19 protein-coding genes and 1 riboswitch are annotated in these 14,497 nt (G+C 40.8%); of the genes, 12 read left to right on the top strand and 7 right to left on the bottom strand.

The features are described 5' to 3' along the window. Positions 1 to 292: 292 nt before the first annotated feature. Entirely contained in the window at positions 293 to 1,681 is a 1,389-nt protein-coding gene (locus tag KI363_RS09910) for an NAD-dependent succinate-semialdehyde dehydrogenase (RefSeq protein WP_212966238.1), read from the top strand. Between the two features lie 27 nt (positions 1,682 to 1,708). After that, positions 1,709 to 2,221, top strand: coding sequence for a DUF84 family protein (locus KI363_RS09915; RefSeq protein WP_158321402.1), 513 nt, complete (start codon positions 1,709 to 1,711; stop codon positions 2,219 to 2,221). Between the two features lie 76 nt (positions 2,222 to 2,297). Here the strand turns inward: KI363_RS09915 and ribH are convergent, their stop codons facing one another. From ribH to KI363_RS09940, 5 genes are all read right to left on the bottom strand, one after another. Next, complete coding sequence (gene ribH, locus KI363_RS09920; RefSeq protein ID WP_158321401.1) at positions 2,298 to 2,765, bottom strand: 6,7-dimethyl-8-ribityllumazine synthase; 468 nt, start codon at positions 2,763 to 2,765, stop codon at positions 2,298 to 2,300. 12 nt (positions 2,766 to 2,777) lie between these two features. Then, positions 2,778 to 3,971: a bifunctional 3,4-dihydroxy-2-butanone-4-phosphate synthase/GTP cyclohydrolase II gene (locus KI363_RS09925; RefSeq protein WP_212966239.1), complete on the bottom strand. Its 1,194-nt coding sequence runs from the start codon at positions 3,969 to 3,971 to the stop codon at positions 2,778 to 2,780. A gap of 15 nt (positions 3,972 to 3,986) precedes the next feature. Next, on the bottom strand, positions 3,987 to 4,619 hold the full coding sequence (gene ribE / locus KI363_RS09930) for a riboflavin synthase (protein WP_212966240.1): 633 nt from the start codon (positions 4,617 to 4,619) through the stop codon (positions 3,987 to 3,989). Continuing rightward, positions 4,600 to 5,715 (bottom strand): bifunctional diaminohydroxyphosphoribosylaminopyrimidine deaminase/5-amino-6-(5-phosphoribosylamino)uracil reductase RibD, encoded by a 1,116-nt coding sequence (gene ribD / locus KI363_RS09935; RefSeq protein ID WP_212966241.1) that lies wholly within the window; start codon positions 5,713 to 5,715, stop codon positions 4,600 to 4,602. The genes ribE and ribD overlap by 20 nt, the downstream gene beginning before the upstream one ends. A gap of 191 nt (positions 5,716 to 5,906) precedes the next feature. Next, a riboswitch (FMN riboswitch) is annotated at positions 5,907 to 6,055 on the bottom strand. Between the two features lie 102 nt (positions 6,056 to 6,157). Beyond that, positions 6,158 to 6,598, bottom strand: a complete 441-nt coding sequence (locus tag KI363_RS09940; RefSeq protein WP_212966242.1) for a YtoQ family protein — start codon at positions 6,596 to 6,598, stop codon at positions 6,158 to 6,160. Between the two features lie 148 nt (positions 6,599 to 6,746). Here KI363_RS09940 and KI363_RS09945 point away from each other — a divergent pair, with 148 nt between their 5' ends. From KI363_RS09945 to KI363_RS09975, 7 genes are all read left to right on the top strand, one after another. Then, positions 6,747 to 7,259, top strand: coding sequence for a hypothetical protein (locus KI363_RS09945; protein WP_212966243.1), 513 nt, complete (start codon positions 6,747 to 6,749; stop codon positions 7,257 to 7,259). A gap of 134 nt (positions 7,260 to 7,393) precedes the next feature. Further along, complete coding sequence (locus tag KI363_RS09950; protein WP_212966244.1) at positions 7,394 to 8,410, top strand: PTS sugar transporter subunit IIC; 1,017 nt, start codon at positions 7,394 to 7,396, stop codon at positions 8,408 to 8,410. Position 8,411: 1 nt separating this feature from the next. Next, on the top strand, positions 8,412 to 8,726 hold the full coding sequence (locus tag KI363_RS09955) for a thioredoxin family protein (RefSeq protein WP_212966245.1): 315 nt from the start codon (positions 8,412 to 8,414) through the stop codon (positions 8,724 to 8,726). Positions 8,727 to 8,867: 141 nt separating this feature from the next. Then, complete coding sequence (locus KI363_RS09960) at positions 8,868 to 9,674, top strand: DUF1444 domain-containing protein (RefSeq protein WP_212966267.1); 807 nt, start codon at positions 8,868 to 8,870, stop codon at positions 9,672 to 9,674. Next, complete coding sequence (gene ytpR / locus KI363_RS09965) at positions 9,675 to 10,277, top strand: YtpR family tRNA-binding protein (protein WP_158321393.1); 603 nt, start codon at positions 9,675 to 9,677, stop codon at positions 10,275 to 10,277. A gap of 263 nt (positions 10,278 to 10,540) precedes the next feature. Beyond that, positions 10,541 to 10,714: a hypothetical protein gene (locus KI363_RS09970; protein ID WP_246516827.1), complete on the top strand. Its 174-nt coding sequence runs from the start codon at positions 10,541 to 10,543 to the stop codon at positions 10,712 to 10,714. A 38-nt stretch (positions 10,715 to 10,752) separates the two neighbouring features. Next, positions 10,753 to 11,172 (top strand): universal stress protein, encoded by a 420-nt coding sequence (locus KI363_RS09975; RefSeq protein WP_158321392.1) that lies wholly within the window; start codon positions 10,753 to 10,755, stop codon positions 11,170 to 11,172. A gap of 65 nt (positions 11,173 to 11,237) precedes the next feature. Here the strand turns inward: KI363_RS09975 and KI363_RS09980 are convergent, their stop codons facing one another. Beyond that, positions 11,238 to 11,699 carry a DinB family protein gene (locus KI363_RS09980; protein ID WP_158321391.1) on the bottom strand — a complete coding sequence of 154 codons (462 nt, stop codon included), beginning with the start codon at positions 11,697 to 11,699 and terminating at the stop codon, positions 11,238 to 11,240. A 377-nt stretch (positions 11,700 to 12,076) separates the two neighbouring features. Here KI363_RS09980 and KI363_RS09985 point away from each other — a divergent pair, with 377 nt between their 5' ends. The 3 genes from KI363_RS09985 (at position 12,077) to KI363_RS09995 (ending at position 13,768) form a co-directional block, all read left to right on the top strand. Beyond that, positions 12,077 to 12,562, top strand: coding sequence for an NUDIX hydrolase (locus KI363_RS09985; RefSeq protein ID WP_212966246.1), 486 nt, complete (start codon positions 12,077 to 12,079; stop codon positions 12,560 to 12,562). A gap of 93 nt (positions 12,563 to 12,655) precedes the next feature. Next, positions 12,656 to 12,823: a hypothetical protein gene (locus KI363_RS09990; RefSeq protein ID WP_191967387.1), complete on the top strand. Its 168-nt coding sequence runs from the start codon at positions 12,656 to 12,658 to the stop codon at positions 12,821 to 12,823. A gap of 99 nt (positions 12,824 to 12,922) precedes the next feature. Then, positions 12,923 to 13,768, top strand: coding sequence for a cytochrome c oxidase assembly protein (locus KI363_RS09995; RefSeq protein ID WP_212966247.1), 846 nt, complete (start codon positions 12,923 to 12,925; stop codon positions 13,766 to 13,768). A 50-nt stretch (positions 13,769 to 13,818) separates the two neighbouring features. Here the strand turns inward: KI363_RS09995 and KI363_RS10000 are convergent, their stop codons facing one another. After that, complete coding sequence (locus KI363_RS10000) at positions 13,819 to 14,436, bottom strand: YhcN/YlaJ family sporulation lipoprotein (RefSeq protein WP_212966248.1); 618 nt, start codon at positions 14,434 to 14,436, stop codon at positions 13,819 to 13,821. Positions 14,437 to 14,497 lie beyond the last annotated feature (61 nt).

Below are 14,497 nucleotides of genomic sequence, written 5' to 3' on the forward strand. Positions count from 1 at the left end.
GCTTCGTCTGCACTAGTACATCCTTGTACGTCGCAACGCCTTTGTGACCAACATCCTGCTGGCCTCACGGCGACTACCAACTAAGGGGGTCGTCGTTTTGTTTAAATAAAAATATAATGAAACGGTCGTAAACACCACCAACATGCGGTTGCAAGTACGCAATTTTTGGTTGCAACGCCTGTTTTACATCCGTTTTTTGGGAAAGAAGAGCTCTTATTTCCTTACTATACATTAATTTTGTTAAAATTAGGGAATATAGAAAGAGAAAAACGATTGAAAGGAGTCTTGAGCGATGTCTAAAATAAAAGTCACAAACCCGGCCACTGGTGAGCTAATTGAAGAGATTAGCATGCAATCAAATGCTGAGATCGAGTTAGCGATTAAAAACGGCCATCAAGCCTTTCAAAAATGGTCTAAGTTAGATGCGCATGAAAGATCCCGACTCATCCAAGCTTGGAGCGCAAAGGTTCAAGAAAATAAAGAGGAATTAGCGAAGTTAATGACATTGGAAAATGGGAAGCCTTTAAATGAAGCTAGAGGTGAGATCGATTATTCAACTGCTTATTTAGATTGGTATGCGGAAGAAGCTAAGCGAGTCTATGGTCGTACAATTCCCGCCAATACGAATTCAAAACGAATCATCGTGACGAGAGAACCGATTGGACTTGTTGCAGCGATTACACCTTGGAATTTTCCAACAGCGATGATGGCGAGAAAAGCGGCGCCCGCTTTAGCGGCAGGTTGTACGTTTATTGTCAAGCCTGCATCAGAAACGCCGTTATCAGGGATGAAATTTATTGACTATGCCTATGAAGTGGGGATTCCCAAGGACGTCATCCAGTATGTAATGGGAGAGGGAAAGGTTGTCGGTGAAATTTTTACGAAAAGTGAACGTATCCGGAAAATCACTTTTACTGGATCAACAGGTGTAGGAAAGCAATTGATTGCGAACAGTTCCGAAAATATTCAGAATGTGACCATGGAACTGGGTGGACATGCCCCGTTAATCGTGACAGAAGATGCAGATATTGAACTGGCTGTTCAACAAACGGTTGCCGCTAAATTCCGAAATGCTGGACAAACATGTGTCTGTGCCAATCGAATCATTGTTCATGAAAGTGTTGTAGATGAGTTTACGGAAAAGTTTGCTTCAGAAGTAAAAAAACTTGAGGTAGGTAATGGTTTAAAAGAAGGAATCGATATTGGCCCTATCATCAATGAAAAAGGCTATAACAAAATCGTCGAACAAATTGAGGATGCGATTGCCAAGGGAGCTGAAGCGCTGGTTGGCAACCAATTTCAAGTAGACAAGGAAAAAGGCTGTTTCTTCGTCTATCCAACCGTTCTAAAAAATGTGACAACAGAGATGACGATTATGCATGAAGAAACTTTTGGCCCTGTTGCCCCTATCGTGAGCTATAAAACACTGGAAGAAGCCGTGGAATTAGCCAACAGTACACCATACGGATTAGCGGCATATTTCTTCACAAATGATTATCGAGTGGGACATTACTTACATGATCATTTGCAATTTGGGATCATTGGCTGGAATGATGGTGGACCATCTGCTGCCCACGCTCCTTTTGGCGGGATGAAAGAAAGTGGACTAGGCCGAGAAGGCGGAATCGAAGGGATTGAACCGTATTTAGAGACGAAATATCTGTCGATTGGTGGTCTATAACATTTTAAGCAAGGAAGGTTTACGGAAATGAAAATAGCAGTAGGATCCAAGAATAAAGCAAAATTAAAAGCCGTTGAGACGGTTCTTCAAACATTGGAAAATGAGCTAGACATTGCGCCCATTGATGCCCCATCTAATGTAAGCGGCATGCCTTTTTCAGATGAAGAAACAATGAAGGGGGCGATGAATCGCGCGGAATTCTGTGTCCGTCATCATAATGTCGATCTTGGCATTGGCTTAGAGGGAGGAGTAACGGAAACACCGGCAGGCCTCTTTCTAATCAATTGGGGTGCCCTAGCCGTAAAGGATCAGGCAACACTTGTAGCAGGAGGAGCTCGCATCAAACTTCCGGAGGAAATCGCAACCAGACTTCGAAGTGGGGAAGAACTAGGCCCTGTTATGGATGACTTTTGTCAACGTGAAAACATTCGTCACGGCGAAGGGGCGATTGGAGTTTTTACTAATGGAATGGTCACCCGGGACCTGATGTTTACCCATATTATGAAATTATTAGTGGGGCAGTATCAATATCGGTCATAATGAATTGAATAAAAAGAAGCCATTTTGATCAGTTGTCAAAATGGCTTCTTTATTTATAATCGGGTTGCAAGAGTATTTAGGGAAGTTGTTTCGTCAAATTCGCCATTTCAATGGCGGCTACTGCAGTATCCCAACCTTTATTTCCAGCCTTTGTTCCAGCACGCTCAATTGCTTGCTCAATCGTATGCGTCGTGAGGATTCCAAAGATTACCGGAACGCCAGACTGCAAACCTGCCTGTGCAACACCTTTCGCGGCTTCATTGCATACATAATCGAAATGAGGAGTGTCCCCACGGATCACGGTTCCAAGTGTGATAATCACATCATAATGGCCTGAATCTGCTAGCTTTTTCGCAATAAGTGAAATTTCAAAAACTCCCGGTACCCAAGCGATATCCACATTTTCTTCTTTGACTCCATGCCGTTTCAATGCATCTTGAGCCCCTGCTAAAAGTTTGCCAGTAATAAATTCATTAAATCGACCTACGACAATCCCAATCTTTATATCTGTGCCGACTACATGACCTTCAAATACATTTCCCATCGATAATTCCTCCTAAAATATGAATAAATGTCCGAGTTTATCTTTTTTTGTTTCTAAGTATTGGCGATTTTCTTCCTTTAATGGCATTTGGATTGGAACACGTTCGCTAATATTTAATCCACGCTCTTCTAAACCAGCAATCTTCTTTGGATTATTTGTTAGCAATCGTACGTTCTGCACATTTAAGTCTTTTAACATTTCTGCACTTAGCCGATAATCACGTAAATCTGCTGCAAAGCCTAATTTTTCATTGGCTTCCACTGTGTCGAATCCTTGCTCTTGTAAATTGTATGCTTTTAATTTATTGATCAAGCCGATTCCACGGCCCTCTTGCCGCATGTACAGCAGTATCCCGCGCCCTTCTTTTTCTATTTGTTTAAGTGCAGCATGAAGTTGGGGGCCACAATCACAGCGGTAGGAACCGAGGATATCGCCTGTCAAGCATTCGGAATGAATACGTGCCAATATCGGTTCATCTGTATGCAGATCACCTTTTATGAGCGCAAGATGTTCCTGGCCTGTTACCTTTTCAGAATAACCAACTAGTCGAAAATGGCCATATTCTGTTGGCAGATTAATTTCAGTTTCGCGGATAATTAAGGGTTCCTGTTGCTCTCGGTAATCCACCAAATCTTGAATCGTAATCAGTTTAAGGTCTAATTTTTTTGCTATGAGCTGTAAATCTGGTGTACGTGCCATCGTCCCGTCATCCTTCATAATTTCACAAATCACCCCAGCTGGTGAATATCCTGCTAATCTAGCAAGATCGACGGCAGCTTCTGTATGTCCTTTACGTTGTAACACACCACCGTTTTTCGCGATAAGGGGAAAAATATGTCCAGGTTGGACAAAATCTTGTGCGACTGCCTCCGTTTTCACCATTGCTTCGATCGTTTTTGCCCGTTCAAAGGCACTAATACCTGTATGAGTAGAATAGTGATCAATACTAATCGTAAAGGCTGTTCCATGCCCTTCTGTAGGCTGATCAGTCATTAATTTTAATTCAAGTTGTTTTGCTTTTTCTTCTGTGATAGGAACGCAGATAAGTCCTCTTCCGAACTTCGCCATGACATTAATCATTTCCGGGGTGACTAAATCTGCTAAACCAATAAAGTCGCCTTCATTTTCTCGATCTTCATCATCCACAACAATGACAACTTTTCCTTTTTGTAAGTCGGTTATGGCTTCTTCGATTGAATCAAACATGTTTGTCACCTTTCTTTAAAAGAATCCGTTACGTTGTAAGAAATCTTTTGTCAAACTCTGCTGCTTTACCTTGGATTGAAATACCATCTGTTCCACATATTTTCCCAATACATCACATTCCAAATTGACCACATCCCCCATTTCTTTGTTCGCTAATACTGTTTTCTCTTGGGTATGGGGAATCAGGGAAATGGTTACCTGATTATCTTCCACTTTAAAAATCGTTAACGAAGTCCCATCCAGCGCGATGGCGCCTTTCGGTAATAAATACTTTTTCCATTCATCCGGAATACGGAGTGTCATGTATAAGGCATTTTCCACCTCATACTGCGAATGCACGATTGCAATTCCGTCCACATGACCCGTAACAAAATGACCACCAAGCCGATCTTGCAGCGAAAGAGCCCGTTCTAAATTGACCTCACTCCCTGTTTTTAACTTTTGTAAAGAGGTAGTGTGAAATGTTTCTACGGTAAAATGGGTAGAGGAAAAATGGGTGACCGTTAAGCATACACCGTTTACTGCAATACTGTGTCCTAGTTCTATATCTTGCAAAATAGTATGAGCCGTAATCTCCAACTTTAGGGACTGTGGACGGGACTGGACTTGTGCAATGGTACCAATTTCTTCAATGATCCCTGTAAACATTTGGTTCACTTCCTTTTGGCAAAGCCGTAATTTTGATATCGGGCCCGATCATTTCTACTTTTTCAAATGTGAAAGGATAGGCTTCTGACATGGAAAGTAGATTTTCTCCTATAATGGAGGAGAGGGAGGATTTTCCTCCTAATAATTTGGGTGCAACATAGACAATGACCTTTTGCATAGCTTTGGCGCTTAAAAAGGTAGCATGTATCGTTGCTCCGCCTTCAACCAACAATGTCATAATATTGCGTTTCACTAACTCATTTAAAACTTCAGAAACAGAAATTTTCTCAGTTGCCAAGCGGACGACTTTAGCCTCGCTTCCTTTTTCAAGCTGTTGTTGTCTTTTGCTTGACGCTTGCTGTCCACAAAAAATGAGCGTTGGTGCTTCAGCGTTTTGTATGACTTGGCTGTTGATTGGTGTCTGTAAATGTGTATCTAAAACCACTCGAATAGGATGTTTTCCACCTTGGGGCAATCTGGTGGTAAGAAGGGGGTCATCGTGAAGAATCGTCTGCACACCGACTAAAATTGCATCATGTGCAGCTCGAAGTAAATGAACATCAAGTCGTGCTTGGTCACTTGTGATCCATTTACTATCTCCTGTTGCTGTAGCTATCTTTCCGTCTAATGTCATCGCTATTTTCATCGTTACGTAAGGTTGTTTTGTTTGAATATAGTGAAAAAATGGTGCATATAGTTGGGTGGCTTCTTGCCTGCAAAGACCAACATCCACTCGAATCATGGCGTCCTGCATGCGTTGGATTCCCTTACCTGCAACAAGGGGATTGGGATCTTTGGTTGCAATCCATACTTGTTTAATCCCATAAGCTATTACGGCATCTGCACATGGAGGCGTTTTTCCAGTATGAGCACATGGCTCTAAGGTCACGTAAAGATCTGCGCCTCGGGCCTCGGCTCCAGCCATTTGCAGGGCGATCTGTTCGGCATGAGCTTCACCAGCCTTTAAGTGTGCGCCCATACCGATGACTTGACCGTTCTTCACGACAACCGCTCCTACAGGGGGATTGGGTGAAGTCTGACCCGCAACGGCGCGCGCTAAAGATAAGGCTAACTCCATATAATTTTCCTTTAACACAACCTGTCAACACTCCAATATCTGTATTCCTTACGAACGAATGAAAATAAATAAGCCCCGCAAACATAGTAGCGGGGCTTTTAGACATACTTAAATAAACATAGGTCTACAAATGACTTTTAGAGTTTCCTAATAAAACAGAAAACTTCTAAATATATGCGTAAGAACGCATAGAAAAAAGACTTTGTTAGATTCTCCTTCTCCCATCCAGACTTTCACTGTCGGCTTTGGAATTTCACCAAATCCACCTTCTGCTTATCAAAAGCATCCGGGTCACGGACTAAGAGCATAATTGCTCATCACCGCCGGTAGGGAATTTCACCCTGCCCCGAAGGAATATATTCGATTGCAAATTAGTGTATCATAATATTGCTCAAAGAAGCAAAAGAAAAATGAACAGATCGTTACTTAGGTTCTTAAAAGGACAGAAAGACCTATTCGCTTATTCAAAAATATAAGACAAAGCTTTCACAGCTTGATCTACAGTTGCGACCGTTACATTGGCTTTCTCTGACAACTCTTTTAACGGGTGATGTAATTCTTCTGGTCGTATGAGGATAAGCGGTTTATTCATCGCTATCGCTGCACTTGCATCCATCGCGGTATTCCATTGTCGATACTTCTCACCAAGAAGAGCAACCACGATATCTGCTTTTTTCAATAAGACCTCTGTTCGGAGGTTATTAAAACTTGAAGCCGCGGCATCACGAAACACCGCATTTGGTTGTTCGCCAAGAATTTCCTCACCAATACCATCTGATCGATCATGATCCTCCATTGGTCCGACGAAATCAATTGGCAGCTTTAAAGCTTGTGCCTTCGCCTTTATTTCTGACCGCCATTCACTGTGAATTTCACCGGCAAGATAAACGGTTAATCTCACATTGATTCCCTCCTTATTTGGTATAACTTCCATTTTAGCAGTTTTTTAACAGCTATGCCTTCAAAAGGAATTTATCAATAAGGGGTTGTCAAGCTAATTTTACTAAGAGTATGATGGAACTAGATTTTTAGGTTTGGGGGGAAACAACATGTTTAAAAAAGCAATGACTGGCGCATGGATAATGGTTAGTATGCTACTCATTGCCGCTTGCGGAGCATCCATTGAAAAAGAACAGACTAAAGCCGTAGAACAAGTAGAAAAGGCTTTCAACGGAGATCCAGAAGTGGCAAATCAGGAGATCCAGTCGATTCAATTTTATTTACCTTCCGATATGACCATAAAGGACGATAAACCAAATAATATTATTCTCGATAAAAAAGACCATCCGTATATCCTTTTTTATAATCCAAACGAAAAAGAGGACAGTAAAGCATTATATAATCAGTTAATAGACTCAGAGAATCCTCTTATTGTCAATCAGACTTTTACGAAAGATCAGCGCTTTGGCTATCTCGTAATTACCGAAATCGAAGAAGCGGAGACTTACGAAGTAACAGCTGGAATTGGTGGAACAAAAGCAACGACAGAATCAGCTGTAAAGAATGTATCCGAAGACGCGAAAATCTTAATGGATATTGTTCGGTCAAGCCGGGTAGAATAGAGATGTTTACGGGGGAGGGCCTAATCGGAGGCCCTCTTTACGCATTCTAAAATGATTTTTTTAAAAAAAGATAGACAAAAACGGAAACTGTCTTTACACTAGTTAAGTATAATGGTTGACAAGGGGGCAGGGAGATGAGTTTTTTAGAAAAGAAGGGTATACGAATATCGGCTAAAACATATTTAGTGGATGCTTTAAGTTATATGGCGTTAGGGCTTTTTTCGTCCTTAATTATTGGCTTAATTATAAAAACGATTGGAGAACAATTACACTGGCCACTGTTTGTGGAAATGGGCAAACTGGCGATGGAACTTATGGGACCGGCAATTGGAGCGGCGATTGCGGTCGGGCTTGGCGCACCACCACTTGTGATCTTTGCCGCAGTTGCCACTGGGGCGGCAGGAGCTGCTCTTGGAGGAGGGCCAGCAGGGAGTTATGTGGCGGCTTTGATCTCGATTGAATTAGGTAAGCTCGTTAGCAAAGAAACAAAAGTGGATATTATTGTGACTCCTTTTGTGACGATTTTCACAGGTTTTCTTGTCGCCAAATTTATTGGTCCGACGATCGGCAAATTCCTAACCGTGTTTGGCAGCTGGATTGTCTGGGCAACAGAGCAGAAACCGATTTTAATGGGTATTCTTGTTGCGACTTTAATGGGGCTTGCTTTAACAGCTCCGATTTCAAGTGCAGCCATCGCCCTTATGTTAGATTTAAGTGGTTTGGCAGCAGGAGCAGCTACGATTGGTTGTTGTGCACAAATGGTGGGCTTTGCCGTTTCTAGCTATCGTGAGAACAAGATAGGTGGATTGTTAGCGATTGGAATTGGTACTTCGATGCTTCAAGTACCAAATATTATTCGCTACCCCTTGATTTTAATTCCGCCAACCGTTGCGGGGATTATCATCGCACCGTTTGCCACAACAATCTGGCCGATGACCAGTAATGCAGCAGGAGCTGGCATGGGTACAAGTGGATTTGTTGGTCAAATTATGACCTTCCAGACGATGGGATTTTCTGCAACAGTACTTGTCCAAGTCATTGTATTGCATATTTTAGCTCCAGCTATGATAAGCTTATGTTTATCAGAAATAATGAGGAAATTGGGCTGGATCAAACCAGGCCAAATGCTAATCAATACTGGAGGGAAATAAAATGGAAAAACTACAATCAATGGAACAATTTGATCAATTAAAAAAGGAAGAGCGTACAATCTTTATGTTCTCTGCTGATTGGTGCCCAGATTGCAAATTTATTGAGCCGTTCTTACCAAGACTAGAAGCCGATTATCCGGAATACACTTTTATTTATGTAGACCGTGATCAATTTTTGGATCTTTGCAGTCAATTGGACATCTTCGGAATCCCAAGCTTTATTGCCTTCCATAATGGCGAAGAAGCAGGCCGTTTCGTTAGCAAAGATCGGAAGACATTGGAAGAAATTGAAGACTTTATTAATGGACTTTCTTAGTAATTAAAATAGCGAAAGCCTGTATTCTCTTTCAGGGGATACAGGTTTTTACTATTTTATCCCTCAAACTTTGAGACTCTGCCTCATTTTGTGTAAAATAACAATAGTGTATTTTTCCCAAAGGAGGGGAGTGGTTTGAAAATGGATGAAAAGAAAATGAGGAGAGCATTGGAAGAGCGCCTCAAACAGCCAGGGCGTTCGCTCAAATATGATCGAGAAACGGAAACCGTGCGTGTTGAGAATGAAGAAACGGGCAAGGGAATGGATATCGCCTTATCTCCTTTAGTTGCGAAATGGCATGAGCGCAAGGATAAAGCACTGGATGAAGTGGTTTATTATGTGGAAGAGGCGCTCAAAGTGATGGGGAAAGACCAAGAAGTTGCGGGTCAGGAAAAGAAAATCTATCCCGTAATTCGTTCCACCTCATTTCCAAAAGAAACAGGGGATGGTGTGCCGTTTTTTACAGATGATCATACAGCAGAAACAAGAATTTATTATGCGCTCGATCTTGGTAAGACGTATCGTCTTTTAGATGAGCAAATCATTGAAAAAGAAGGACTTGATCCCCAAAAAGTGCGGGAAATTGCTCGTTTTAATGTTCGATCCCTTCCTGTGAAACTGAAAAAAGATACATTGCGTGGGAATGATTTTTACTTTTTGAATACCAATGATGGCTATGATGCTAGTCGTATTTTAAATGAAAAGTTTTTGCAGGAAAAAGCGGAAACAATTGAGGGAGACATGATTGTCGCTGTTCCGCATCAGGATGTCTTAATCATTGGCGACATTCGCAATTCCACGGGATATGATATTTTAGCGGAATTAACGATGAGCTTTTTCACTACGGGGAAAGTGCCGATTACGGCGTTATCCTTTACATATGAGGATGGAAAATTAGAGCCTATCTTTATATTGGCTCATGATCAAAAGAAGAAGGAGAAGGAATAAATGAATGTTTTTTATAATTTAAAAGGGGTGGGCGATACCTTATTAATCGCCATTCAAGATATCGAGCATCCAACATTTGAAAGAAAAGGCGATGTGGCGCGAATTTTTGATGAAAAGACCAAGCAAACAAGCGGCTTCAATCTCTTTCATGCTTCACAATATGTGCAAGTGGAAGCCAATGGCCAAGTGGAATTAACGGAAGAGCTGGTGGAAAAAATCAATGCTGCGCTTATGAAAAATGGCTTTGACGAACAGCTTGAAGCAGATTTCTCGCCAAAATTTGTCGTTGGTTACGTAAAGGAAAAAGCAAAACATCCGAATGCCGATAAATTAAGTATTTGTAAAGTCGATGTAGGAACAGAGGAACTACAAATCGTCTGTGGCGCACCGAATGTTGAGGCTGGGCAAAAAGTGGTGGTGGCGAAAGTCGGAGCTGTCATGCCAAGTGGAATGGTGATTAAAGATGCCGAGCTTCGTGGTGTTCCATCGAGTGGGATGATCTGTTCCGCGAAAGAATTGGATCTGCCGAATGCTCCTCAGGAAAAGGGGATACTCGTACTAGAAGCAGATACTTATGAAATTGGCCAAGCATTTCATCAATAATTACAAAGGGGGGCGTGTAGATTGCGCTTCTCTTTTTTAGTGTTGAATAAATATATAGAAAAGAGTTGCGAAGCTCTCTATTAGAGGATGTTCAAAAAGTCCGGTAAAAATGACACTGCGAATTTCTTCGTTGGCTTGTTTCTGTGCTGCTCATGTATTTAAAAGCATACATTCCGCTGCTCGAAACTGCGCCGCCTCGAACTTCTTGGTCCTTTTTATCCTCCTTTTTGAACACGCACTATTATGATGAAATTTTGAATTTCATGGTCGAATACAAGGTCATTGACTTTGGACAAGCTCATGTTTGGGATGACTCAGGAGTTGCGGCCATTGATAAAATTGTATTAAAATTGGAAGAAAGTGGTAAAAATATTCAGTTAACCGGTTTGAATAAACCGAGTTCAAATCTAGTTAACCGCTTGGCCATTCACAGTTAAGTGGATGTTTGAGTCTCATTTTGGAGGAGGAGAAGCACATGTATAATAGAATTTTATTAGCCGCAGACGGATCCGAATACTCGCTGCGCGCAGCCGGAGAAACGGTAAAAATAGCGATGCTCGCAAAAGAAGTTGAAGTCGAAATTGTGTTTGTGATGGATTATTCCAAAGTTAAATCTGAAGTCCTTCAAAGCAAAGATCCCGAAGTTTTAGAATTTGAAAGACGGCAAAAATTACTGCCTATAGAAGAATATTTTAGTAGAGAAGGCATTCAATATAAAATAACTATGTTGCATGGAGATCCGGGCCCTGTGATTGTCGAATATGCCAATAAGCAAGCCTGCGACCTAGTCGTTGTCGGAAGTCGCGGATTAAATAGTTTACAAGAAATGGTGCTTGGTAGTGTCAGTCATAAAATTGCGAAGCGGGTTGAATGTCCTGTGTTGATTGTGAAATAAACAAGATAGAAAAACTCTTCCGGCCTAAGCTAGAAGAGTTTTTGTGGTTATATATGTAGAGTATTCTATTCTGCGATCACTTTATCCATCGCTTGAATGATCCCAAGATGAGTCCCTTCATGCCATGTACCAAATTGAATCAATGCTCCAACGGTATCCATTAAATGCGATCCAATTGAAAAGGATTCTGAAGCTACTTGGCTTGTTTTTCCAAAAAAGTCTTCTCTTATTTTCGCTTTCTGATCCTTTAAAGCCTCGAGAACAGCACTAGGGAGAGGCGGCTTTTCGGTCCAGTCAGCTGGGGAAGTGCCTGGTGCAAAAAAAGCGGTCCATTCGGGATTTTTGATTGCATAGCTTGAATCGGATTTATTTAATAGAATTTCCGTCACGACAAAAATATGGCCGGCATTCCAAAGAATGGTATTGGAAAAGCCATCAGGTTGTTGACCCCATTTGTTTTCAGCAATTTTTTCTAATGTCCTAAGTGTGCTTGAGCGAGCAAAATTAAATTGTCGCAAAGTACCCAATTATCATCACTCCTATAAATTTCCTTATATTTCCATCATAGGCTAAATTTCAATTTATTGCTACAATAATTCAATTACAGTATGTTAACATTTTCAATATTAGTAAAATTAAGGGGAGAAAATGAAAAGGATGTCTTCGATTCTTGCTTGTGAAATCAATCCAAGAAATAAATATGCTAAAATATTCATAGATTCATACGGATTTATATGTCGAAAAATATTATGGGGATCAAGCACATTACATACCATCCAAGACGAGGGTTTAACATTTAATTCTATATTGGAAAAAAGAAGTGATTGAACGATTATTGATTTTGCTGAAGCACTTTGTGACGGTGAACAACCCCTTTTTGGGGGAATAGAAAGGAAGAAAGATGATGACAGTTTCCTACGTAGATTGGGGAGGAAGAGTAAAACTTACCTGGCTTCCTACTACTGAACTTCCAGAAAGAAAGTTAATTACAAGTGTTCACGCCTTTTGCTTTGATCATGATCAACTCCTTATGGTGGATCTGGAAGATAGGGGCTGGGATTTTCCGGGTGGGCATATAGAAGTAGGGGAAACCCCCGTAGAATGTGTGATGCGTGAAGTGATGGAAGAAGCGTATGCGAAGGGATTGTGTACGCTGCTTGGCGTGATTGAGGTCAATCACTCAGAAAATGATCAATGGAATGAAAAAAGTCTTTATCCTTTAATCGGCTATCAAGTTTTTTATCGAATTGATCTAACGGAGCTTCTTCCATTTGCGGGAAAATATGAATCGAATAGAAGAATGTTGATTGATCCCGGAAAGGTAGCTGACTATTTTAAGGGGTGGAATAAAACGTATCAGGCGATTATGGAATCAGCCTTATCATGCTGAGCCGAGGCAATAGGTGGAAACTGTTTGAATCTTTTTTATCCTTTCATTCGTATCTGTAAATAAGGAATTTCTTTTGGAAAAGGAGCGAATCGTATGGAAGGCTATTTCGTTGGCTGGGGAACACTAGCGTTAATTAATGCAGGGTTAGCACAAGGGAAAAATAGAAGTGGATTAGGCTGGTTTTTACTTTCCCTTTTATTAGGACCGATCGCAACCTTTCTGATCGTGGTCCTAGGGAAAAATCAGGCCTACAGGGAGTAGGTCACAAAGGCGATTTCCATTTTTTGCGTTAGAATAAGGTTAACACCTTGGAAAAATATAATAACATACCCAATAGCATTAGGCGAAGGAGCGAATAACTTGTTTACGGAACTTTATTCCCTATATTCGTGGTATGAATTATGGAACCCAGTCTTGCTTATGCTTCTCATTCTTTTGACATGGTTATATAAAAAAGCTGTAAGATCTGTTCGGAAAAATGTAACGAAAAGACATTTATTCTGTTATTTTGCTTGTATTGGCCTTTTGTATATAGTCAAAGGTAGTCCAATAAGAATAATTGGAAAAGATTTTTTATTTACTGCACATGTGTTAGAGCTTGCTGTTATGTATTTTGGAGTGATTCCTTTATTTGTTTTAAGTTTACCCACTCCTTTATTACAGAAGCTTTTCTGGGGCTACCGACTTCGGAAAGGGATGCAACTATTTGCCCACCCTTGGATGGCCGCTTTGATTTTTAATGGGCTTTTAACATTTTATTTGCTTCCGGTCTTTTTTAATGAAATTCATAGGCATAGTATATTATCATGGATTCTTCAATTCCTTTTAGCGGTGGCGGCCTTGCTTATGTGGTGGACGATTATCACCCCGGTGAAAAGCGTAGGGAGCTATTCTTATTTTGTACGGGTTGCTTACGTATTTCTAAATTCTCTTTTACTAATGCCATTGGGGATTTTCTTAATTCTTAGCATGTCACACGCTCATTACATGGTCTACGATCCAGCCCAATATCAACTCTTTTCTAACATAAATGGCATTGTCGATCAACAACTCGCTGGGGCTACATTAAAGTTTCTACAATTACTCGGGTACGGAACAGCTCTTTTCTTTTTGATTGTACGTTGGGGAAAAGAAGAAGAGCGAGAAGACGAAAACATTCGTGTGGTACAGGGAATTGTCATTCAATTGCCGGAAAAACATTCATAAATAAAACAGCCGACCATTGCAATCATAAAATTGCATAGTCGGCTATTGTTCTATCTTGACGATGGAAAAACGCGTTGTACGGTATCAGTAAATTGATCAAAGAAACCACTAACTGGGTTACCGTTATTAAGTTCATCACGGTATCCACGCATTTGTCCGAAGAAATCTGGGTTTTCGGAAACAAATACATTATCTAGATTGCGATCTGCTTTTCGAGCTTGGTCAGCAATTTTGTTTTTCACATCATTACTTAAATTGTCATTTTGATCATCCGTTAATTTTACGGCCACATACGCATTATTTCCTGTTGTTAGGACATAAGCACGATCGACTTCTTTCAAGTCTGCTACTTGATCAGCGATGTCATCTGCCACATCAACACGGCGATCATCGTTATTCATGTTGTTATCATTTCCGTCATTATTGCCAACATGATCGCGGTTATCTCTAACATTGGTTGCGCCAAATCCATCTTGGGTCCCATTATTTCTATCGGTTAGATTATTTCTTGTGTTATCCCAATCACGTGTATTGCGCGTATCATAATTAACATCAAGAGGGCCGTTATTATTATCTGCGACCCGATCTTTATTGTTATTATTTGCTCCACAGCCCATAAGCATCATCGAAGCGATACCGGCAACGGCAATTGATTTGACAATCTTCACTTGAAAACCTCCTTATTAATGTGATTCTTTTATAATGTTCCTTTTTCCTCAATTTTTATGC

This window comes from Lederbergia ruris (assembly GCF_018332955.1).
In the GTDB taxonomy this organism is placed as follows: Bacteria; Bacillota; Bacilli; order Bacillales; family Bacillaceae_C; genus Lederbergia; species Lederbergia ruris.

Excerpts from the sequence above, each read along its gene's own strand:
- KI363_RS09910 (WP_212966238.1), top strand. The coding sequence starts at position 293 with ATGTCTAAAATAAAAGTCACAAACCCGGCCACTGGTGAGCTAATTGAA.
- KI363_RS09915 (WP_158321402.1), top strand. The coding sequence starts at position 1,709 with ATGAAAATAGCAGTAGGATCCAAGAATAAAGCAAAATTAAAAGCCGTT.
- ribH (WP_158321401.1), bottom strand. The coding sequence starts at position 2,765 with ATGGGAAATGTATTTGAAGGTCATGTAGTCGGCACAGATATAAAGATT.
- KI363_RS09925 (WP_212966239.1), bottom strand. The coding sequence starts at position 3,971 with ATGTTTGATTCAATCGAAGAAGCCATAACCGACTTACAAAAAGGAAAA.
- ribE (WP_212966240.1), bottom strand. The coding sequence starts at position 4,619 with ATGTTTACAGGGATCATTGAAGAAATTGGTACCATTGCACAAGTCCAG.
- KI363_RS09945 (WP_212966243.1), top strand. The coding sequence starts at position 6,747 with ATGTTTAAAAAAGCAATGACTGGCGCATGGATAATGGTTAGTATGCTA.
- KI363_RS09950 (WP_212966244.1), top strand. The coding sequence starts at position 7,394 with ATGAGTTTTTTAGAAAAGAAGGGTATACGAATATCGGCTAAAACATAT.
- KI363_RS09955 (WP_212966245.1), top strand. The coding sequence starts at position 8,412 with ATGGAAAAACTACAATCAATGGAACAATTTGATCAATTAAAAAAGGAA.
- KI363_RS09960 (WP_212966267.1), top strand. The coding sequence starts at position 8,868 with ATGGATGAAAAGAAAATGAGGAGAGCATTGGAAGAGCGCCTCAAACAG.
- ytpR (WP_158321393.1), top strand. The coding sequence starts at position 9,675 with ATGAATGTTTTTTATAATTTAAAAGGGGTGGGCGATACCTTATTAATC.
- KI363_RS09970 (WP_246516827.1), top strand. The coding sequence starts at position 10,541 with ATGGTCGAATACAAGGTCATTGACTTTGGACAAGCTCATGTTTGGGAT.
- KI363_RS09975 (WP_158321392.1), top strand. The coding sequence starts at position 10,753 with ATGTATAATAGAATTTTATTAGCCGCAGACGGATCCGAATACTCGCTG.
- KI363_RS09985 (WP_212966246.1), top strand. The coding sequence starts at position 12,077 with ATGACAGTTTCCTACGTAGATTGGGGAGGAAGAGTAAAACTTACCTGG.
- KI363_RS09990 (WP_191967387.1), top strand. The coding sequence starts at position 12,656 with ATGGAAGGCTATTTCGTTGGCTGGGGAACACTAGCGTTAATTAATGCA.